The sequence below is a fragment of the Geminocystis herdmanii PCC 6308 genome (assembly GCF_000332235.1).
Classification (GTDB): domain Bacteria; phylum Cyanobacteriota; class Cyanobacteriia; order Cyanobacteriales; family Cyanobacteriaceae; genus Geminocystis; species Geminocystis herdmanii.
This window is the reverse complement of sequence record NZ_CM001775.1, coordinates 771,718-791,427: the sequence shown is the minus strand read 5'-3', so window position 1 is coordinate 791,427 and position 19,710 is coordinate 771,718. Positions and strand designations below refer to the sequence as shown.

The following is a 19,710-nucleotide window of genomic DNA, read 5'->3' as shown; positions in this document are numbered from 1 at the left end:
TTAATATATTGAAACAAATTATAAAAACTAGGTATGTTTAAAAAGCTATTCGGAGATCCAAACGCTCGTAAACTGAAAAAGTTACAACCTCTCATCGCCGAAATTAACCTCTTAGAAGAAGACTTTAAAAAACTTACAGATGACGAAATGAGGGCAAAAACCGCATCTTTTAAAGAGATGTTAGCCAAAGCCAAAAATCGTGAAGAAAGAGATATTATTTTAGATGAAATTCTCGTGGATGCCTTTGCCTTAGTCAGAGAAGCAGGAATAAGAGTTTTAGGAATGCGCCATTATGATGTACAGATGTTAGGGGGAATTGTTTTACATACTGGGAAAATTGCCGAGATGAAAACAGGGGAAGGAAAAACCCTCGTGGCGACTCTCCCCGCCTATCTTAACGGTTTAACAGGAAAAGGAGTTCATGTTGTCACCGTTAACGATTATCTCGCCCGTCGTGATGCGGAATGGATGGGGCAGATTCATCGCTTTTTGGGCTTGAATGTGGGCTTAATTCAAAGTGGCATGACTTCTCCTGAAAGACAAAAAGCCTATAACGCTGATATTACCTATGCCACCAACAGCGAGTTAGGTTTTGACTATCTACGGGATAACATGGCGACGGATATATCCGAAGTGGTGCAAAGAGTGCCTAATTATTGCATCATTGACGAAGTTGACTCAATTTTAGTGGATGAAGCGCGTACTCCCTTAATTATATCAGGGCAAGTGGAGCGCCCTATGGAAAAATATATGGAGGCGGCGAGAATCGCTCAATTATTGATTAAACAAGTAGAGGAAGGAGACGGCGGACATTATGAGGTTGATGAGAAAGCCAGAAGCGTACTTTTAACCGATGAAGGTTTTGGTAAAGCTGAAGAATTGTTAGGGGTTAAGGATTTATATGATCAAGAAAATCCTTGGGCTCATTATATCTTTAACGCCATTAAAGCTAAAGAATTATTCACTGGGGATGTTAACTATATTGTGCGCAACAATGAAGTTGTTATCGTTGACGAGTTTACAGGAAGGGTTTTAGCAGGAAGAAGATGGAGTGACGGCTTACATCAGGCGATCGAGGCTAAAGAAAACGTAGAAATACAAAGAGAAACACAAACTTTAGCGAGTATCACCTACCAAAACTTTTTTCTACTCTATCCTAAACTATCAGGGATGACGGGAACGGCGAAAACCGAAGAAACAGAATTTGAGAAAGTATATAAACTTGAAGTAACCATTATACCCACTAATCGCCCGTCCGATCGAGCGGATTTACCCGACGTAGTCTATAAAACTGAGATAGCTAAATGGAAAGCCATTGCCGAAGAATGTCAGGAAATGCACGAAACCGATCGACCTGTACTTATTGGAACTACCAGTGTAGAGAAATCGGAATTGTTAGCTAAATTGTTAGCAGATAAAAAAGTACCCCATCAAATTCTTAATGCGCGCCCAGAAAACGTAGAAAGGGAATCGGAAATTGTCGCCCAAGCAGGAAGAAAAGGAGCAATTACGATCGCAACTAATATGGCTGGACGTGGTACAGACATCATTCTTGGTGGTAACTCCGACTACATGGCAAGGCTAAAAATTCGGGAATACTTAATGCCGAGCATCGTCATGCCCGAAAATGATCAATTAATGGTAAGTGTACCCGGTATTGACATGAATAAAAGGGCTAAGGGGGAAGGTTTTGGGGCAAATAGTAACGGCAAAAAAGTCAAAAACTGGAAACCCTCCTCCGATATTTTCCCCTGTCAACTATCCCCTGACACTGAAAATAAACTCAAAGAAGCCGTAAAATTTGCTGTTGAAACCTACGGGCTACAAAGTTTATCAGAATTAGACGCAGAAGAAAAAATTGCCGTAGCCGCCGAAAAAGCTCCTACTAATGATCCTGTTATTATTAAACTCAGAGAAGTATATCGATCGATCCGACAAGATTATGATTCTCTTACAGACGAAGAACATAAATTAGTAGTCGAAAAAGGCGGTTTACACGTCATCGGTACAGAAAGACACGAATCAAGACGCATAGACAACCAATTAAGAGGTAGAGCAGGGCGACAAGGTGATCCCGGTTCAACCCGCTTCTTTTTAAGCCTAGAAGACAATTTACTGCGGATTTTCGGAGGCGACAGAGTCGCAGGATTAATGAATGCCTTTCGAGTCGAAGAAGATATGCCCATCGAATCAGGGATGTTAACCCGTAGCTTAGAAGGAGCTCAGAAAAAAGTCGAAACCTTCTACTATGATGCTCGTAAAAGCGTTTTCGAGTATGACGAAGTAATGAATAACCAACGTCGTGCTATATATGCTGAACGTCGTCGAGTCTTAGAAGGAAGAGAGTTAAAAGAGCAAGTCTTACAATACGCTACTCAAACGATGGATGAAATTGTTATGGCGTACGTTAACCCCGAATTACCCCCAGACGAGTGGAATTTAGAAGGATTAATCAGTAAAGCCAAAGAATTTATTTACCTCCTCGAAGATGTCACCGTCAAAGACTTAGAAGACATGACAGTAACAGAAATGAAAACATTTTTACATGAGGAAGTCCATAAAGCCTATGATTTAAAAGAAAATCAAATTGAGCAAATACAACCTAGCCTCATGCGTCAAGCAGAAAGATTCTTTATCCTCCAACAAATTGACACCCTCTGGCGCGAACATTTACAAGCAATGGACGCACTACGAGAATCCGTAGGATTACGAGGTTATGGACAAAAAGACCCGTTAGTCGAATATAAACAAGAAGGTTACGAAATGTTTTTAGAGATGATGATTGACATTCGGCGCAATGTCGTTTATTCTCTATTCCAATTCCAACCCCAAGCACAACCCCAAGCGGTTTAACTGATGAGTAATAAGTAATAAGTAATGAGTAATGAGGGAGTTAGAGTCTTAATTCTCCATTCTTAATTCTCCATTCTCCATTCTAAATAATGCTGAGTCGTCAAAAAGAGTCTGTTACAATAGTTGCTTTACCTGATTCCACTGCTGAAGAAAAAAAGTTTCAACAGGAAAGATTAAGAGACGTTTATTTACTTTTAGAAAACCTCACTTTAAATGAGGAGGCAACGATTAAACTAATTATTGATGGGCTTTATGATATAGGAATTATTAATATCATAAATAAAAAAATTCCCAATCGATCGATGAATCAATTAGCTAAATTTCTGGCTAAAACTCCTAAACCTTTATTTAAAATAATTGCTTGGCAATGGGTGAAAAAAAATCTCCCTAATAAAGTCACTAATTGGCTTCATAATAAAGTCAAATTCAAGTAGAATTTGAAAGATTTGGTGGGCATACCTACTATCTCTTAGGTGATTTCTAATAATAAATATACCTGCATGATCCCCCCTAACCCCCCTTAATAAAGGGGGAATTATAAAGGAAATTGGTAAATTCTTTTTCGGAAACCACCTTAATTAACGTCTAATTTCAAATTGTCCTCGACAACCTTCATCAACCCAGATGCCATCTCGATCGTAACCCCATGTACTTCCTTCCCAACATCCAGAATTACTAAGCTGTCGTCTAAGTATAACTCGATCGCGCCGACTAAGGTTTACAGGGCAACGGGTGAAATTACCTCGCTCTGAACCACAGGTTATTGTACCATCAGAAGAGTTATTACCCGAACCAGAAGCAATGGCGGCGGCGATGGCACCTACCGCTAACACACCCCCGATAATTGCCCCTGTATTATCTCCTCCAGTATTGGGATTATAATTATTATTGTTTCCTCCTCTATCTCTCACCGCAAATTCAGCACTACAACCTCGATCGACCCAGATTCCATTTCGATCGTAACCCCAAGTACTTCCCTCACGACACTGAGCATTACTAATTTGACGCACAAATCTCACACCGCCTCTGGTATCCACATTACAAAAATTATAACGACCTTGACGAGATTCGCAAGTAATTCGACTTTCCGCCGCCGCAGGATTGGCTTGAGAAAAGAAACCAACACTAATAGCACTAATTAAAGCTAATTTATGTAAATTTTTCATGATTAATTCTCCTCTTAAGGTTTGACGCATTTAGATATTCTCGTTAATTGTTTTGACTGCAATGGTTTTAAATCAACCTGTTTCCAGATGGGATTTCCATTTTCTTGTAACCATCCTAAATTATCTTTAATTAAAGATGCCACAAGACTTACTTCAGTACAATCATCCTTTTCCACTGTAAACAAAAAAGATTGAATCCCTAAAGTTTCTACTGCTTCCGTTTGCCAAGCATAGGTATTAGCAGGTAAAGTAACAGGGGAATACAAGAAAGAATAAAATTCATCCTCAGCACTCATCGTCAAAGTTACAGGCAAAAGATGAAAATTATCTTCTGGTAAAACTTGCTCTTGCAATACTTTTGACGGAACTCCAGCAACATAAAACAGAGCATCAATATTACCGTTACGAAGTTCATGAATACCTCTTTTAATATCATAGCTAACTAACTCTTTAGGATTGATCTTTAATTGATACAGTAAAGTCGAAGCCGTCATAGTTGTACCACTCCCCTCCTCACCGATAGAAACTCTTTTTCCAGTTAAATCTTGTAAAGTTTTAATATCTTTACGCGCGACAACGTGGATTTGTTCTTTAAAAAGAGGTAAAACATTTCTTAAACTTTCCGCTTTGAGGCTAATTTGTCCATCATCGTTAGCAAAAATATTTAAAAAAGCTAATACATCTCCTTGCACAATACCTAATGCTATACTGTCGTAATTGAAAACATCATGAATATTTTGTAACGCTCCTTTAGTGGGTATCACATCAATATCTATATTATGTTTTTCCCCTAATTTTTCCATGTCTTTACCGATGGAATAATATTCCCCCACTTCATTGCCTGTTACTAACTTTATTTCCGTTTGAGCAAGGCTGGGATGAGGGAGAAAAATAAAGGGTATTGTCACTATTCCTAGTAAACCCCCCAACAGAGAAGATAAAGGTTTTTTCATATTTGAAATTTATCTCAATAATATTAACGTTTTAAGTTTAGTCGATCGAGAATATTTTTATTCAATTAAATATCAAAAATCTGTAGGGGCATAAGGTTTATGCCCTGTAGGCATAAGGTTTATGCCCTGTAGGCATAAGGTTTATACCCCATTAAATCATTCTTTGGAAATGACAAGGTTAAAAGCATCTTGGGCGGCAGCTTGTTGGGAGGCTTTTTTGGTTGCCCCTTTTCCTTTCCCTAACAGTTTATCTTGTAACCACACTTCCGCAATAAATCGATCGTTCTCATCTTCTAATATAGGATTTTGGGTTACTTTATAGATAGGTAAAAGTTTATATTTTCCTTGTGTCCATTCTTGTAGTGCATCTTTATAATTTTGTCGTGCAGGATCAGCATGGACTTGAATGGCTTTTTCCTGTAGGATAGGATCGAGCCAAAATCTAACTAAGTCCATATTTTTGGTACTCTGATATAATGCCCCTAATACCCCTTCAAAGACATCCGCTAAACGAGATACTTTACCCCATTTATCATTTCTCACGTTGGGTGTCATTAAAAGGTATAAATCGAAACCGTATTGTTCGGCTATTTCTGCTAAAAATCGATCGCTGACTAAGATCGATCGAATTGCGGCAAATTCCCCTACAGGTAAATCAGGATAGATTTCTAACAACAATTCGGCACTAGCTAAACGCACCACGGCATCCCCAACAAACTCTAATTGCTCATAGTTTTTCGTGATGGAAATACTAGGATGAGTTAAGGCTAAATCTAATAACTCCCAGTTTACCCTTGATACATCTTCTATTCCCAGTCTTTGTAAAAGTTTTAGTAATTCTCTTTTTCTTCTGGTATCTATTATTTCCATGTATTCTTAAAAGTAAAAAATTAAAAGTCAAGTTTTTTGATAAAAATTATCAAAATAGCACATTTATTGATGTAGAGGTTGAACATTTTTCAATCCTCATTCAATCATTGATGTTAAAGTTTTCTGATTCCTTTTAAATAATAATAAAACATTATTTTCTAATGCTTCTACATCATTTTTACCGATGATTATTTCTCTATAAATATCCTTAGCAATTAATATTTGCTCAAACATTATTTTTATATCTGAAAGTAACCTTTTGTCTTGTGTCGTAAAGCCTCACGAACGATATTTGAACCCCCGATACTGGTATTGCCATTTTCTGCTAGGTATCGTTTCCAAGCCTTTGTTCCTGTTTGACCTGCAAAAATTTGCAAAAGATGGCGCATCATAGTATTTAATTTTACGTTCCTTGATGTCCAAAAGTCAATATAAGGATATAAAGATTCGATAATTTCTTCTCGACTAGGTATTTCTTTATCTTCTCCATAAATATCTCGATCGACATAAACAAACAGATAGGGGTTATCATAAGCAACTCGCCCCATCATTACTCCATCCACATAGTTTAAATGTTCTTTGGTTTGCTCGATCGAAGTTATACCCCCGTTAATCTCAATGATAAGGTGAGGAAATTCTTGTTTGAGTCTATATACGTCTTCATACCGTAGGGGAGGAATATCCCTATTTTCCTTCGGGCTTAATCCCTGTAACCATGCCTTTCTAGCGTGGATAATAAATCTTTGACAACCACTGTCAGCAAGGGTTTTGACAAAATACACCATATCTTCATAGCTATCTTGATTATCAATGCCAATACGATGCTTTACTGTCACGGGAATATTAACCGCATTTTGCATTATTTCTATGGCTTTTGCCACTTTTTCGGGTTGTGCCATCAAACAAGCCCCAAAGTTGCCATTTTGTACCCTCGAACTAGGACACCCTACGTTAAGATTAATTTCATCATAGCCCCAGTCTTGCCCAATTTTGGCACATTCTGCCAATTGTTGGGGATTATCTCCCCCTAGCTGTAAGGAGACTGGTTTTTCTTCCTCAGAAAAGTCTAATAGTTTGGCTCGATCGCCGTATATAATGGCTTGAGTTGTAATCATCTCCGTATAAAGGAGCGTTTTTTTGGTCATTTGACGCATAATATACCGAAAATGTCGATCGGTATAATCCATCATCGGGGCAATACTAATTATCGGAGGTAAAAAATTCACTGGTAAAAATCTTAATGGGTATATTTTCTCAAACATTAGACATCGATCGTCTTTTCGGTAGAGACGTAAAATTTACAGAAAAATTACTTGTCAATATAATATAGCTCGATCGAACTATCAATATCCTTAATTTTTCATGATAGAATAAAGTGAGCAAAATGATTATTTATCAAGGACAAAATGATTGATCATGATAGATTATTTAAGGAATTAATTTCAACATTTTTTAGGGAATTTATCGAGTTGTTTTTTCCCGAAGTCCTAAATTATGTGGACACAAATTCTATAACTTTTTTGGATAAAGAAGTTTTTACCGATGTAACGGAAGGAGAAAAACATGAAACCGATTTAATTGCTCAGGTAAAATGGAAAGGGAAACCCTCTTTTTTTCTAATTCATATTGAAGCACAATCAGAATCTCGCAAAGGATTTGAACAAAGAATGTTTAATTATTTTGCTCGATTACATGAAAAGTATGCGATACCCATTTATCCTATTGTCATTTTTTCCTATGATAGTCCTCAAAAACAAGCCCTTAGTCAATATGAAATAACCTTCCCTGATTTTAAAGTGCTAGATTTTAATTATAGAGTCATTCAACTAAATCGGTTAAATTGGCGTGATTTTTTAAATCAACCAAATCCCATAGCTTCTGCTTTAATGGCAAAAATGAAAATAAAGTCAACAGAAAGAGCGAAAGTGAAGGCTGAATGTTTAAGATTATTAGTTACCTTAAAATTAAATCCTGCTAAAATGCAATTAATATCAGGTTTTGTCGATACCTATTTGCGTTTAGAAGGTGAGGAAGAAGAACAATTCCAAAAAGAAATTGCTAATTTTAACCCCCAAGAACAAGAGAAAAGTATGGAAATTGTAACCAGTTGGATGCTCAAAGGTATTGAGCAAGGTATCGAGCAAGGTATTGAGCAAGGTATCGATCGAGAAAAAGAGTTAATTATTCGTCAAATTAAGCGAAAATTTGGTAATATTGACCAAGATTTGCAGTCACAAATTAAAGCGTTGAAAATTGAGGATGTGGAAACTTTAGGAGAGGATTTATTTGATTTAACCTCGATCGATCATTTAAAGCAATGGTTAAATAATTTTTCTTCTGAGAATAAATCAAAATAAGATCGAACTGTTATATAAAACTTACTCATAGTTACCTATGACGTTTACTTCTTGCTTCTACCAGTCAAGTCGGCTTGATACTGTCCACAAGCGTTGATTCGGGTGTAACCCACCCTACTTTTATTATTCTAATTAATTGATTAATCTTGAATAATAACTAATTTTTATTTAATTTAATCTTTAAATTAAATAGTTTTAACAGTCTTGGTTATCGACTTCATTAAAAGCTAACATATTTTAAAAAAAATGTCAACCTTTATCCCGTGAGTAGGTATAAACAACTATAATAAACTATTAGTTAACAGTTAAAAGCTCTTAACTTCCTTATTCTTTTTCCTCAGATTTATTGACTTTAACATCAGGAATGAAATTAGGTTTTTCCGCTTCCTCCCAACCTACAGGACGTTTAGAGCTATACCATGCGATCGAACCAATACCCACGGCTGCAATAAACCCAACCACATAAACCGCTACAAAATATATGGGAAAAGTTCCCGTTTTTGCTACTTCTGCTAAGAATAAATTATCCATAGTATCAATTAATATTAAAATAAGATACATTATAACTCTTAGGGTGATTTGTTTTTATTAAAATAGAAGATAAGTAAAATGACGATTCAATTCAATGTCAATTCTTAGGGAAAAATATCATAACTCCCATCAGATTTTTATATTGATTCTATTTTGACGATCGTAGCATAATTAATTTAGACTTTAGTTTTTTTGCTTAAAATAATATTGATGCCTAACTAAACATTTTAGCTAATTAATTATTTATAAAAAATCTTATTATAAATATATTTAAAGAATATACTATGACTCAAACTCCTATTTCTTCCTCCGCTCAAAAACAAGAAAAATTGAGAACTGCTCTTGTTAGTCCAGACTACTTCAATCCTTTTGGAAATAAACTAATACAATCAGGGTACATTAATAAAGATCAATTAAGAAACGCACTGGTAGAGGTACGAAATAGCAAAAAACCCCTTGTTAAAGTTTTAGAACAACTTACTCAAAGGGCATTATCTCCCGAATTAGTTCGTCAATATAAACAACATCATCTATTTGAACTAAAAATTCTTTACGGTGTGGATTGTGTTGATCCCGAATCGGAAGACATCGCCTCAGAACACATGACGGAATTAATTGAATCCATCATACCTATACAAATATGTCGTAATCGTAAATTATTACCTTTACAGCGTATTGATGGTGATCCTCCGATATTAGTCATCGCCATGGTTAATCCTGATGATTTACAGGCTTTAGACGATGTCAAAAAACTATTGCGCTCAAAAGGATTAGGATTACAAAGAATTGTGATCACCGAAGAAGATTATGATAAATTACTGGCTAAATATTATGTAGAAGAAAAAGAACGCAAAAAAATACAAGAAGCGAAAAACAAGAGAAAAGAGCTAGAACAATTAGGAGATGTCAGCTCTATTGTCGATGATTTAGGAGAGACTAATTTAGAAGATGGAGACGAAGAAGGAGGAGATGATTTAGCTTCTTCTAATGAGGCAAATCAAGCACCTATTATTGAATTAGTTAACAAAATTTTAATCAAAGCTATACAAGAAGGAGCTTCTGATATTCACATTGAACCTCAAGAAGAAACTTTTCGAGTTCGACTGCGTAAAGATGGAGTATTGCGACAATATTTTTCCCTTCCTAAACACATTATCCCCGCAGTAACTGCCCGTTTTAAAATTATGGGAGAATTGGATATTTCTGAGCGTCGCTTACCCCAAGATGGAAAAATCCGTCGTAAGTTTCAAGGGCGTACCGTTGATTTTCGCATGAATACTTTACCCAGTCGTTACGGGGAAAAAGTTTGTTTACGGATTCTGGATAACTCTGCCACTCAATTAGGGCTAGATTTCCTCATCAGTGATCAAGAAACCTTAGAAAAAGTCAGGGATATTGCTAGTCGTCCTTTTGGCTTAATCTTAGTTACAGGACCTACAGGATCGGGTAAATCCACCAGTTTATATTCCGTTTTAGCGGAAAGAAATGATCCGGGGGTGAATATTAGTACAGCAGAAGACCCGATCGAGTACGCTTTACCCGGTATTACTCAGGTTCAGGTAATTCGAGAAAAAGGCATGAACTTTGCATCTATTCTACGGGCTTTTATGCGTCAAGACCCTGATATTATTCTTGTGGGTGAAACCAGAGACGCTGAAACCGCTAAAACTGCGATCGAGGCCGCTTTAACAGGACACTTAGTATTAACAACCCTCCACACTAACGATGCAGCAGGGGCGATCGCTCGTTTAGATGAAATGGGAGTTGAACCCTTTATGATTTCTGGGGCATTACTAGGGGTATTAGCTCAACGTCTCATGCGTCGAGTTTGCAGTGAATGTAAAGAAGCCTATCACCCCACCAGAGAGGAATTAGCCCGTTTTGGGATGTCCGCATCTAATGAAGATTCCGTGACTTTTTATCGTGCCAAAACCTTAAATGGGGAGGCTTTACAAACTGCGAATGCTAACGGTACAGTTTGCTTAAAATGTGGCGGTAGTGGTTATAAAGGACGGGTAGGGGTATATGAATTTATGGTTATGAGTGAAAGACTAGAAAAACTCATCAACCAAGGTGCTACTACCGACATGATTAAGGAAGCCGCCGTAGAAGAAGGCATGACAACCATTTTGGCTTACAGTCTTAACTTAGTCCGTCAAGGACACACAACTTTAGAGGAAGTTGAAAGGGTGACTTTTACCGACTCTGGTTTAGAATCGGAATTGAAAGCTAAACGTAAAACTTCTTTAGTTTGTAGTAATTGTGATGCTGAGTTAGAACAACAATGGTTAGATTGTCCTTATTGTATGACTCCTCGTTTTAGTGAAGCCAAGTAATACAGGTGGACAGGTGGGGTGGACAAGTGGACAGGAAGACAGGGAGACAGGTGGACAGGTGGACAGGAAGACAGGTGGACAGGTGGACAGGTGGACAGGAAGACAGGTGGACAGGAAGACAGGTGGACAGGTGGACAGGTGGACAGGAAGACAGGTGGACAGGTGGACAGGTGGACAGGTGGACAGGTGGACAGGTGGACAGGAAGACAGGTGGACAGGAAGACAGGTGAGGTGGACAAGGAGAGTTTTTATTCTTAATTCTTAATTCTTAATTCTTAAATTAGCCTTTGGATGGTTTCAATCAATATGTCTTGATTAAATTTCCCTTTGATAATATAGGCATTTGCCCCAGCTTCTGCCCCTCGTTTTCGATCGTCATCAGAAGCTAAAGAAGATACTAAGATGACTGGTAATTCACTAAATTGATGATCTTGCCTAATTTTTGTAGTAAATTCTAAACCATTGAGGTTGGGCATTTGTATATCGGAGACTACGGCATCAAATTTGCGGGTTTTGATTTTGTGCCATGCGTCTAAGCCGTCAACTGCCGTGACTACTTCAAATCCTGCACCTTCTAAGATGCGTTTTTCTTGGGTTCGAGTGGCGATCGAATCCTCTGCTAATAAGATGGTAGCTCGATCGCGCGCTTTTTCGGCATCGACATTTCGAGCGACTTTACCTGTTAAATTGCGTTTTTGGATGGAGGCAAGTAAATCTTGAGGATTGAGAATAGTACAGACTTCCCCTGTGCCGAGAATAGTTGAACCACTTACGTTACGGATTCTTTTTAAAAGTTTACTCTGAGGTTTAATAACTACGTCTTGAGTATCTGTCACTTCATCTACCAATAACCCAAATTGCTCTTTGCCGATATGAATGACAACACAGGGAATACTACGCTGAACAGTGGTATTGTCTTGAGATACTCCTAACTCCAACAACTCGGAGAGAAAAGCCACTGACACCGCAGAATTATCGAAGTTGATGGTTTGTTTGCCTTCTATAGCAAAAATTTCATCGGGGGAAACTAATAAGGATGTTTGGACAAATTCGATGGGGATGGCGTGGGTAATGCCAAAGATTTTGACTAATAAAACGTTAGCGGTGGCTAAGGTTGTGCCTAATTGAAGGCGGAAGGTTGTGCCTTTGCCAGTTTCAGAGATGATCTCGATCGAGCCTTTTAATCGTTCAACGTTAGTTTTCACTACGTCTAAACCAACACCCCTGCCCGAAACTTCTGTAATAAAGGTACGAGTGGAAAATCCGGGTTCAAAAATTAAGGCTTGAATTTGACTTCTAGTCATGGCGCTTAACTCATCAGGGCGATATAAACCCCGTCTTAACGCCGTTTCCTTAATTTTTTCGATGTCTAAACCCCTACCATCGTCTTGAACTTCGATGAAAATATTACTAGAAGTCTGATAACCTTTAAGTACGATCGTACCTTGAGGAGATTTACCTGCATTGATTCTTTCTTCGGGAGTTTCCAATCCATGATCAATACTATTACGAATTAGATGTAAAAGAGGGTCTTTGATTAACTCTAAGATATACTTATCGGCAACGGTGTCTTCTCCTTGAATAACTAATTCCACTTCTTTATTTTCCTGTTTCGACAAATCTCGCACTAAACGAGGGAAAAAACTAAAAACATTAGATAAGGGTAATAATCGTAAGGTTTTGATTTTTGATTCTAATTGATCTGCAATTAATTCTAACCTTGTACTGTTATCATTGGCAGAATTTTTTAAGTCTTGAATTAGGGTTTCAATACGATTTTCAAAGGTATCATTTTCTCCTGTATAGATGTTACCTTTACGATAACGATTCTGCATTTTACCCATTTTCCAATCTTCCCAAAGATTGACCATTTGTTCCATCTGGGAGGCAAAATGAGCAATGCGGATTTTGGTAACGGTTAATTCCCCCGTTTGAGTCATTAATGCGTCTAAATGACGGGTTTGAACTCTAATGGTATCGATTTTATAGGGTTCTTCTTTGTTGTTATTATGATTGTTTGCTGATTTTTTCTGCTGTTTTTGTGATGATTGTGGTTTTATTTCGGGGGGAGATTGTTGAACTATTTGAGTCTCTGCTGTGGGGGGTGTTTCCTCTATAAGAGGTGTTTCAGGTACTATATCAATGGTGATTTCCGGAGATTCTTCTGAATCTAGTAAATCCATGGTGTCAAATTCTAGGAAATCGTTTGACTCAGGGAAAGATTCTTCGATCGCGCTGCGCCGTTTCACGATCGAATCATGATTTTTAAAGGTTAAGATTTGTAATAGTTGATTGGGATTGATACCGCTAGGTTTACCTGTGGTACTTTCAAAGATGATTTCTTTGATACCGTGTAAAGTATCTTTGAGACGAGGATACATTACATTTTGATAGCTGTCGATGTTTAACTCTCCTTTTTGTGCCATTCTCATTATTTCTTCTAATCCAGAGGAAATCACAGCAATACTTTCTATGCCCATAATCCGAGAATCCCCTTTTAAACTGTGCAATTCTCGTAATAAATAGTCAAATCGATCGTAATTATCCCAATGATTTTTTAAGTCTTCTAAAGCCGATTGTATGTTTTCAACGTGTTCTATTCCTGTTACTAAATAAATATCCCTTAATTCTTCGTCTTCAATATAAACAGGATTAGGATCAATTTCTGTCATGGTGATATGTATTTCTACACCGATGGAGGAAGTTTCTTCTTCACCATAAACACTCTTTATTAAATTATTTAAGGTTAATTCTACATCAATGTCACTAGGTTCATCGGTAACGGCTTCATGAACTAATTTTTTCATAGCGTCTAAAGTTTCATAAAGTCGATCGCTAATATTCGGAGTTAGAGTTAATTTACCTTTTTTTATATCTCCTAAAATATCTTCAATGGAATGGGCTAAATTTTCCACTGATTCCACTTCCACAATCCGAGAATCCCCTTTTAAACTATGGGCTTCTCTTAATAATTCTTCGATCGAGTCTAACTCATTCGGGTTTTTTTCTAACTCTAATAAACCCGTTTCCATTTTTTCTAAATGCTCTTGACTAGAAATTTTATAAATTTCTCTCAATTCATCATCTTGTATCATAGCTTTACCCCATGAATTTTTAATTAAATCTTATCTATAACTGACAATATATAAGCATTTTCTTTATTTTCAATAATTTTTCAAATGTTTCTATAATAATCATTGATTGATCATAAATTTATTGCTGTGTCTATCTATAAGATATAACTAATTCTTCCGATAAAGACTATTTATTTATCAACGTTAATATTAATTTTTGTTGCCTAAAACTATAGTAGCAATGTTGAGGTATTAAAGTATTAGGGTATTAGAGTATTAGGGGGATTTTTTCTAATAATAAAAATCAATTATGATTTAAAAACGTGATATTTTTTATGAAAATTGAGTTCAATTTATAAAAACGATATCTATTAGATGTAGATTGCTTCGTGCCTCGCAACGCTGCGCGATTCATTACACGTTGGGATAATGGTTTCGACTCACAAAACGCCCAGCAGGAGGATAAAATTAACATAATTGCCTCGCAATAAATTGACGAGGCTAACAGTTTTCGTTCAATAAATTGAACTCATAAAAAGTAATTTTGCCTCGACTTTGAAAATGCCTTGCTAAAAAAAAACAGGGTTTGGGAGACGATCGAAAATTACCTTAATTTTATTTATGCCGTAAAAAGTCGTAAAGATCGATATATCTTTGGGCGGGATTTTTCCATGAATAATCATAATTCATCCCTTGTTTTTGTAATTTTTCAAACTCTTTCGGAAAATAATGCCATAATCCGATCGCCCTTTCTAAACCTGATTCTAAGGCATTATAATCTGTTTGGTAAAAAACAAATCCGTTTCTTTTTTCTTCGGGGTGATTTAAGTCGTTATCTTTATCAAAAACGGTATCAATTAAACCGCCAACGCCACGCACTACGGGCACTGTACCATATTTTAACCCAATCATTTGAGTTAAACCACAGGGTTCGTAATCGCTTGGTACAACAATAATATCCGCTCCTGCATAAATTAAATGGGCTAATTCTTCATTAAAACCTAGTTCTAAGTGACAGTCTGGATTATTATTGAGATAGTATTTTTCATGGCAAAACCAGTTGTTAATAGAGGCTTCTGTAGCTGAACCTAATAGGACAAATTGAGCGTTACGATGAAGAGAATAATATAAGGCATGGTGTACTAATTCTACTCCTTTTTGTCGATCGAGTCTGCCAATATAGGCAACGATGGGTTTTTTATTCTCCTTCAATAATAGTCTTTCTCGTAAGGCTTTTTTATTTTTGGCTTTATCTTCAAGGTTATCGATATTGTACTGATAAGGGATAAAAGTATCTACTTCAGGATTCCAAATATTTCGATCGATCCCGTTAAGAATACCATTAAACTTATAATGATGAAGTTCTAAAGTATGTCCTAAACCGTAACTAACACCGCTATATCTTGCCTCCCAAGCATGGTGAGGGGAAACCGTATTCACATGGTTAGAATAAACAATACCCCCTTTCATCATATTCAAGGCAAAAGGATTAAAATTGTCTTGGAGTCGATCGTAGTTAAAATAGTATTCATCGTTATTTAAACCCGTAGCTTTTAATACTTCCTTGCCACAAATTCCCTGATGTTTAAAATTGTGAATGGTATAGCATACTCGTTGATTCGCCATACCATGCCATTTATACATCTCATACAGCATCACAGGAATTAACCCCGTTTGCCAATCATGACAATGGATAACATCAGGGCGCTTATTACTCACAAAAAGAAACTCTAAAGCCGCCTTTGAGAAAAAAGCAAACCTCATATTGTCATCTTCTTGCCCATAATAACAGCCTCGATCGAAGAAATGATCTTCTGAATGGGGTTGTATAAAGAAACATAATCGTCCATGTACCCAACCACAAAACACTGAACAATGAATAGTACTATCATACCAAGGCACAAATAAATCTTTATAGGCATCATGTAAACCCCAAATATGATCATAACGCATACAATCATACATAGGCAAAATAATTTCTACTGTATGACCTTGATTTTCAATTTCTCGACTCAAGCCATAGACAACATCCCCTAATCCTCCTGCCTTAATTACAGGTGCGCACTCTGAAGCAATATGAACTATATACATAGAGAGCTTTTAACCTCTTGAATTTTATTTTTTTTTAAATTGATACATTTTATATCAAAACTTCGTCATTTTGTAAAGAAATGTAAATAATGGAGAATTGAGAATGCAGAATGCAGAATTGATAATGAAGAATAAATGGGTGTTAGGTGTTCATCAATAACCTATCGTGTAATTAATGAATCGGTTGGCGAAACAATTTGTTACAGAAAATTTGACAAAATCAATAATTTGTAAGTGATTTAGATGGTATATCATAATCCACCAAGAAATAAATTTCATGGTTAATAGCACAAGCGATGCACTGTATCTCGACTACGCTCGATAACCGAGTCGAAGTGTCGGCTAAAGCGACTAATTTCAATACACAACAACGTACTATTACAGTAAATAATTTTGATATTGAAATTAATTTATTTTTTATTTTTGGAGATGTTTATTATTCATTCTCAATTCTCAATTCTCCATTCTCCATTCTCAATTCTCCATTTTCCATTTTCCATTTTCCATTCATTCGTTGCTATAGTATTTTATGTTATGTTTTTTTTGATTACTATTTATGAATCCTAGTTTAGAAGTCGGCAATATTGTTATTACTCAAGAAAATATATTCTCTTTTTTAGCAGAAAAACAAATGATCGCCCCCCTTGCCAAAGAAATTATTTTAGATAGTGCGATCGAACCTATAGAATGTACACCAGAAGAAACTGCTATGGCTGAACAACAATTCTTCATGCAGATGCAGTTAAATCCCCAAGATACGGAAAAATTAAAGATTTGGTTAGAAAAAAATTATTTAACTAGAGAACAACTACAAAAAAGAATTTTAAGGGGTATAAAACTAGAAAAGTATAAAGAAAAAACTTGGGGAACGGAGTTACAAAATTATTACCTCAAGCGGAAAAAACAACTAGACAAAATAGTTTATTCCTTAATTCGTACTCGTAATGCAGGGGAAGCCCAAGAATTATATTTTCGTGCCTGTGAAGGAGAAAAAGAGTTTACGGAATTAGCAAGGCAACATTCTCAAGGTGCAGAAGCCGAAACGGGGGGATTAATTGGACCAGTGGAATTAAATGTACCACATCCAGAAATTGCCCAAAGATTAATGACTTCTCAACCGGGGCAGGTATTACCCCCTTGCCGAATTGGGGAATGGGTGGTTGTTTTAAGGCTAGAGAAATATATCGCCGCTCAATTAGATCAAAATATGAGGAGAAGATTATTAGATGAATTGTTTAATTCATGGTTGAGTGAAACCATCCAAAAACAAGTTAAATTCAACTTTGAACTCCCTGAAGTTCTGTCAAGCTGACTTTTTCATGACTTGCGCATTTTTACAAAAAATCGAAGGTTTTGAGATTTTAAAATAACCTCGAAATGACATTTGCGCAAGTCTGAACTTTTGATTTATTAAAAGTCAAATAATATCGAGTTTTGTGATTTTCGATCGATTCTTTGCTCATATTTTTTGATAAAGCTATCATAGAATTAAAAATAAACAACGGAGAACAAAATATGATTTTAGCAACTCCCATAAAAACCGAAGAAAAAAAAGTTTATAGCCGTGAAGAATACTTAATTTTAGAAGAAAAATCAGCAGAAAAACACGAATACCATAATGGAGAAATTATCGCTATGACAGGAGGCACAACTAATCACAATATTTTAGCAGGAAAATTTTACGCCTTATTATTATCTCTTTTAGATGATGAACAATATCAAATTTATATCGGAGATGTGCGTTTATGGATAGAAGATTATAAGCGTTATACCTATCCCGATGTCATGGTAATAAAAGGAGAGCCTATTTATGAAGGAAAGGGAATAAGTACGGTTATTAATCCTATTTTAATTGTCGAAGTTTTATCTAATTCTACTAAAGATTATGATCAAAATGATAAATTTGACAGTTATCGTACGTTACCAACTTTTGAAGAATATCTTTTAATTGATCAATATCAATATTATGTGAAACAGTTTAAGAAAACTCCACAAAATGAATGGTTATTAAAAGATTATCGAGGAGAAAATGCGATAATTAAGTTAACTTCAATTCACATTGATATAAGTTTAAAAGAATTGTATAAAAAAGTAAAATTTAATAATTAAAACATTAAGTTCGATCGACAATATCGAGCTTATAATCATAAACTATAGCAGAAGTATTATAAATTATTTCCGATTCAATTTCTCTTAAAATACGATAATAAAAACTTATTTCTTTAGGGTTAATTGTAGTTAAATTAAGATATTTTTGTTGTTTAATAAAGTCTTTTCTTAGGGCAATATTAGCTATTTGATGGTCATAAAAATTGTTCCTTGGAAACTTATTTTTAGAGATAAATTTATGATATAAATTACTTAATTTTTTGAACATATGATCGTTTTTAACTGTACAAATTTCTCCAGCAACAACGTTAATTTTAGAGTCTTGAAAAGGATTAATTATCTGTTCTAGCCAGTCTTCATCTGGACAATAATTTCCATCAAAAAAAATAAGAATTTCCCCTTGACAAATATCTAATATAGTTGTATAAATCTCCCTAAACTCTAAGTTTTTTCTATTAATAACTTGATATTTTTTGATAATTTCAGTAAAATCTTGAGATTGTTTTTTGAGAGGAATATTATTAATAATAATAACCTCATATTCTCCTAATTGTTCTCCTTGATTTACTACATTTTTCAACAAGTTATCAAGATATTTAGGTACATTATTAAGCACAATTACGATCGAAGTAAAATAAGATTTATTCAGCAAAATTAATAACTATTTTAATGACTATGGGTTAGTAGGACTTGAATTACTCCGATTATCAAGTATCCGAAGAATACGCCGTGTAGAACGTGATGGAGATGTTTCTTCTTGGGGGGTTGTGATGACATTACCGACATTTGTTACTGGATTTGTGGGAGAAGCCGTATTTTCGCCAGTGGGTGACACGGGAGGATTATTGGTTGCGGTAGGAGGTGGAGGAGTTGTAACCGTATTGGGAGTTGTGGGCTTAATGACATCGCAGACAAAACCAAGATTAACTTGATTTCCGTTAGCGTCAATTAAATAACAAGGAGAAGAACTATGAGAACGCTCAATAAATGTTACGATCGGCACGATCGAAAGAGTAGTTAAAAGCAGATATTTATTCATAATAAAATTTATGGTGATGATAATATTTATTTTAACTTTTTTTGAGGGTAAAATCTGCACAATCGATGGCTAATTCAGTATTAGCAATCAAAGGTTGTAAGGTACATTTAAGACGATAATTATTAGTAAAATATTGACATCGACTACAAGGAATTTGGTGCATAATTTCCCCTCGTTTTTTAATATCTCTTAAACTAACAATTAAGGTGGAGATTAAAATACCAAAAAAAACCCATGCTATGACAAAATAGATAGGTTGTAAATAAGGACTAGCTCGATCGAGCAAATTAGTTAAAAAAGGCAACATAAGAATTAATAATGAACAATTAAC

17 protein-coding genes are annotated in these 19,710 nt (G+C 35.7%); 6 read left to right on the top strand and 11 right to left on the bottom strand.

The genetic code is table 11. From position 1 onward, the window contains the following. Window positions 1–33 precede the first annotated feature (33 nt). Together secA and SYN6308_RS03925 are read left to right on the top strand one after the other, a co-directional pair. Window positions 34–2,853, top strand: a complete 2,820-nt coding sequence (secA, locus tag SYN6308_RS03930) for a preprotein translocase subunit SecA (RefSeq protein ID WP_017293131.1) — start codon at window positions 34–36, stop codon at window positions 2,851–2,853. Window positions 2,854–2,942: 89 nt separating this feature from the next. Then, the gene (locus SYN6308_RS03925) at window positions 2,943–3,287 is read left to right on the top strand and encodes a hypothetical protein (RefSeq protein ID WP_017293130.1); all 345 of its coding nucleotides are present in this window, start codon (window positions 2,943–2,945) and stop codon (window positions 3,285–3,287) included. Between the two features lie 144 nt (window positions 3,288–3,431). On the opposite strand, the gene SYN6308_RS03920 is transcribed toward SYN6308_RS03925, so the two are convergent. The 5 genes from SYN6308_RS03920 to dusA form a co-directional block, all read right to left on the bottom strand. Further along, window positions 3,432–4,049 carry a DUF3011 domain-containing protein gene (locus tag SYN6308_RS03920; RefSeq protein ID WP_017293129.1) on the bottom strand — a complete coding sequence of 206 codons (618 nt, stop codon included), beginning with the start codon at window positions 4,047–4,049 and terminating at the stop codon, window positions 3,432–3,434. Then, window positions 4,034–4,972, bottom strand: coding sequence for a TAXI family TRAP transporter solute-binding subunit (locus SYN6308_RS03915; protein ID WP_017293128.1), 939 nt, complete (start codon window positions 4,970–4,972; stop codon window positions 4,034–4,036). The genes SYN6308_RS03920 and SYN6308_RS03915 overlap by 16 nt, the downstream gene beginning before the upstream one ends. Before the next feature lie 156 nt (window positions 4,973–5,128). Then, the gene (gene rnc, locus SYN6308_RS03910; protein WP_017293127.1) at window positions 5,129–5,842 is read right to left on the bottom strand and encodes a ribonuclease III; all 714 of its coding nucleotides are present in this window, start codon (window positions 5,840–5,842) and stop codon (window positions 5,129–5,131) included. 96 nt (window positions 5,843–5,938) lie between these two features. Next, window positions 5,939–6,076 (bottom strand): hypothetical protein, encoded by a 138-nt coding sequence (locus SYN6308_RS24815; RefSeq protein WP_017293126.1) that lies wholly within the window; start codon window positions 6,074–6,076, stop codon window positions 5,939–5,941. A gap of 5 nt (window positions 6,077–6,081) precedes the next feature. Beyond that, window positions 6,082–7,104: a tRNA dihydrouridine(20/20a) synthase DusA gene (gene dusA / locus SYN6308_RS03900; protein WP_017293125.1), complete on the bottom strand. Its 1,023-nt coding sequence runs from the start codon at window positions 7,102–7,104 to the stop codon at window positions 6,082–6,084. 144 nt (window positions 7,105–7,248) lie between these two features. Between dusA and SYN6308_RS03895 the strand changes: the two genes are divergently transcribed. After that, a complete protein-coding gene (locus tag SYN6308_RS03895; protein WP_017293124.1) occupies window positions 7,249–8,199 on the top strand; it encodes a DUF4351 domain-containing protein in 951 nt (316 codons plus the stop codon). A 324-nt stretch (window positions 8,200–8,523) separates the two neighbouring features. Here SYN6308_RS03895 and psb35 read toward each other — a convergent pair whose 3' ends face one another. Then, window positions 8,524–8,730 carry a photosystem II assembly protein Psb35 gene (gene psb35, locus SYN6308_RS03890; RefSeq protein WP_017293123.1) on the bottom strand — a complete coding sequence of 69 codons (207 nt, stop codon included), beginning with the start codon at window positions 8,728–8,730 and terminating at the stop codon, window positions 8,524–8,526. 284 nt (window positions 8,731–9,014) lie between these two features. On the opposite strand from psb35, the gene SYN6308_RS03885 reads away from it, so the two are divergent. Beyond that, a complete protein-coding gene (locus SYN6308_RS03885) occupies window positions 9,015–11,066 on the top strand; it encodes a GspE/PulE family protein (protein WP_017293122.1) in 2,052 nt (683 codons plus the stop codon). Between the two features lie 275 nt (window positions 11,067–11,341). On the opposite strand, the gene SYN6308_RS03875 is transcribed toward SYN6308_RS03885, so the two are convergent. Then, window positions 11,342–14,161 (bottom strand): hybrid sensor histidine kinase/response regulator, encoded by a 2,820-nt coding sequence (locus tag SYN6308_RS03875; RefSeq protein ID WP_017293120.1) that lies wholly within the window; start codon window positions 14,159–14,161, stop codon window positions 11,342–11,344. A gap of 594 nt (window positions 14,162–14,755) precedes the next feature. Beyond that, entirely contained in the window at window positions 14,756–16,231 is a 1,476-nt protein-coding gene (glgA, locus tag SYN6308_RS03870) for a glycogen synthase GlgA (RefSeq protein ID WP_017293119.1), read from the bottom strand. A gap of 556 nt (window positions 16,232–16,787) precedes the next feature. Between glgA and SYN6308_RS03865 the strand changes: the two genes are divergently transcribed. Together SYN6308_RS03865 and SYN6308_RS03860 are read left to right on the top strand one after the other, a co-directional pair. Continuing rightward, window positions 16,788–17,543, top strand: a complete 756-nt coding sequence (locus SYN6308_RS03865) for a peptidylprolyl isomerase (protein WP_017293118.1) — start codon at window positions 16,788–16,790, stop codon at window positions 17,541–17,543. A 203-nt stretch (window positions 17,544–17,746) separates the two neighbouring features. Then, on the top strand, window positions 17,747–18,340 hold the full coding sequence (locus SYN6308_RS03860) for a Uma2 family endonuclease (RefSeq protein ID WP_026101907.1): 594 nt from the start codon (window positions 17,747–17,749) through the stop codon (window positions 18,338–18,340). Window positions 18,341–18,344: 4 nt separating this feature from the next. Here SYN6308_RS03860 and SYN6308_RS03855 read toward each other — a convergent pair whose 3' ends face one another. From SYN6308_RS03855 to SYN6308_RS03845, 3 genes are read right to left on the bottom strand one after another with little or no spacing between them, the layout of a single operon-like run. Continuing rightward, on the bottom strand, window positions 18,345–18,992 hold the full coding sequence (locus SYN6308_RS03855) for a glycosyltransferase (protein ID WP_017293116.1): 648 nt from the start codon (window positions 18,990–18,992) through the stop codon (window positions 18,345–18,347). Between the two features lie 21 nt (window positions 18,993–19,013). Next, a complete protein-coding gene (locus SYN6308_RS03850) occupies window positions 19,014–19,379 on the bottom strand; it encodes a hypothetical protein (RefSeq protein ID WP_144051391.1) in 366 nt (121 codons plus the stop codon). Between the two features lie 31 nt (window positions 19,380–19,410). After that, the gene (locus SYN6308_RS03845; RefSeq protein WP_017293114.1) at window positions 19,411–19,686 is read right to left on the bottom strand and encodes a hypothetical protein; all 276 of its coding nucleotides are present in this window, start codon (window positions 19,684–19,686) and stop codon (window positions 19,411–19,413) included. Between the last annotated feature and the right edge of the window lie 24 nt (window positions 19,687–19,710).

What these genes read in the sequence shown, in the direction of transcription:
- secA (WP_017293131.1), top strand. Translation starts at nt 34, where the DNA reads ATGTTTAAAAAGCTATTCGGAGATCCAAACGCTCGTAAACTGAAAAAG.
- SYN6308_RS03925 (WP_017293130.1), top strand. Translation starts at nt 2,943, where the DNA reads ATGCTGAGTCGTCAAAAAGAGTCTGTTACAATAGTTGCTTTACCTGAT.
- SYN6308_RS03920 (WP_017293129.1), bottom strand. Translation starts at nt 4,049, where the DNA reads ATGCGTCAAACCTTAAGAGGAGAATTAATCATGAAAAATTTACATAAA.
- SYN6308_RS03915 (WP_017293128.1), bottom strand. Translation starts at nt 4,972, where the DNA reads ATGAAAAAACCTTTATCTTCTCTGTTGGGGGGTTTACTAGGAATAGTG.
- rnc (WP_017293127.1), bottom strand. Translation starts at nt 5,842, where the DNA reads ATGGAAATAATAGATACCAGAAGAAAAAGAGAATTACTAAAACTTTTA.
- SYN6308_RS24815 (WP_017293126.1), bottom strand. Translation starts at nt 6,076, where the DNA reads ATGTTTGAGCAAATATTAATTGCTAAGGATATTTATAGAGAAATAATC.
- dusA (WP_017293125.1), bottom strand. Translation starts at nt 7,104, where the DNA reads ATGTTTGAGAAAATATACCCATTAAGATTTTTACCAGTGAATTTTTTA.
- SYN6308_RS03895 (WP_017293124.1), top strand. Translation starts at nt 7,249, where the DNA reads ATGATTGATCATGATAGATTATTTAAGGAATTAATTTCAACATTTTTT.
- psb35 (WP_017293123.1), bottom strand. Translation starts at nt 8,730, where the DNA reads ATGGATAATTTATTCTTAGCAGAAGTAGCAAAAACGGGAACTTTTCCC.
- SYN6308_RS03885 (WP_017293122.1), top strand. Translation starts at nt 9,015, where the DNA reads ATGACTCAAACTCCTATTTCTTCCTCCGCTCAAAAACAAGAAAAATTG.
- SYN6308_RS03875 (WP_017293120.1), bottom strand. Translation starts at nt 14,161, where the DNA reads ATGATACAAGATGATGAATTGAGAGAAATTTATAAAATTTCTAGTCAA.
- glgA (WP_017293119.1), bottom strand. Translation starts at nt 16,231, where the DNA reads ATGTATATAGTTCATATTGCTTCAGAGTGCGCACCTGTAATTAAGGCA.
- SYN6308_RS03865 (WP_017293118.1), top strand. Translation starts at nt 16,788, where the DNA reads ATGAATCCTAGTTTAGAAGTCGGCAATATTGTTATTACTCAAGAAAAT.
- SYN6308_RS03860 (WP_026101907.1), top strand. Translation starts at nt 17,747, where the DNA reads ATGATTTTAGCAACTCCCATAAAAACCGAAGAAAAAAAAGTTTATAGC.
- SYN6308_RS03850 (WP_144051391.1), bottom strand. Translation starts at nt 19,379, where the DNA reads ATGAATAAATATCTGCTTTTAACTACTCTTTCGATCGTGCCGATCGTA.
- SYN6308_RS03845 (WP_017293114.1), bottom strand. Translation starts at nt 19,686, where the DNA reads ATGTTGCCTTTTTTAACTAATTTGCTCGATCGAGCTAGTCCTTATTTA.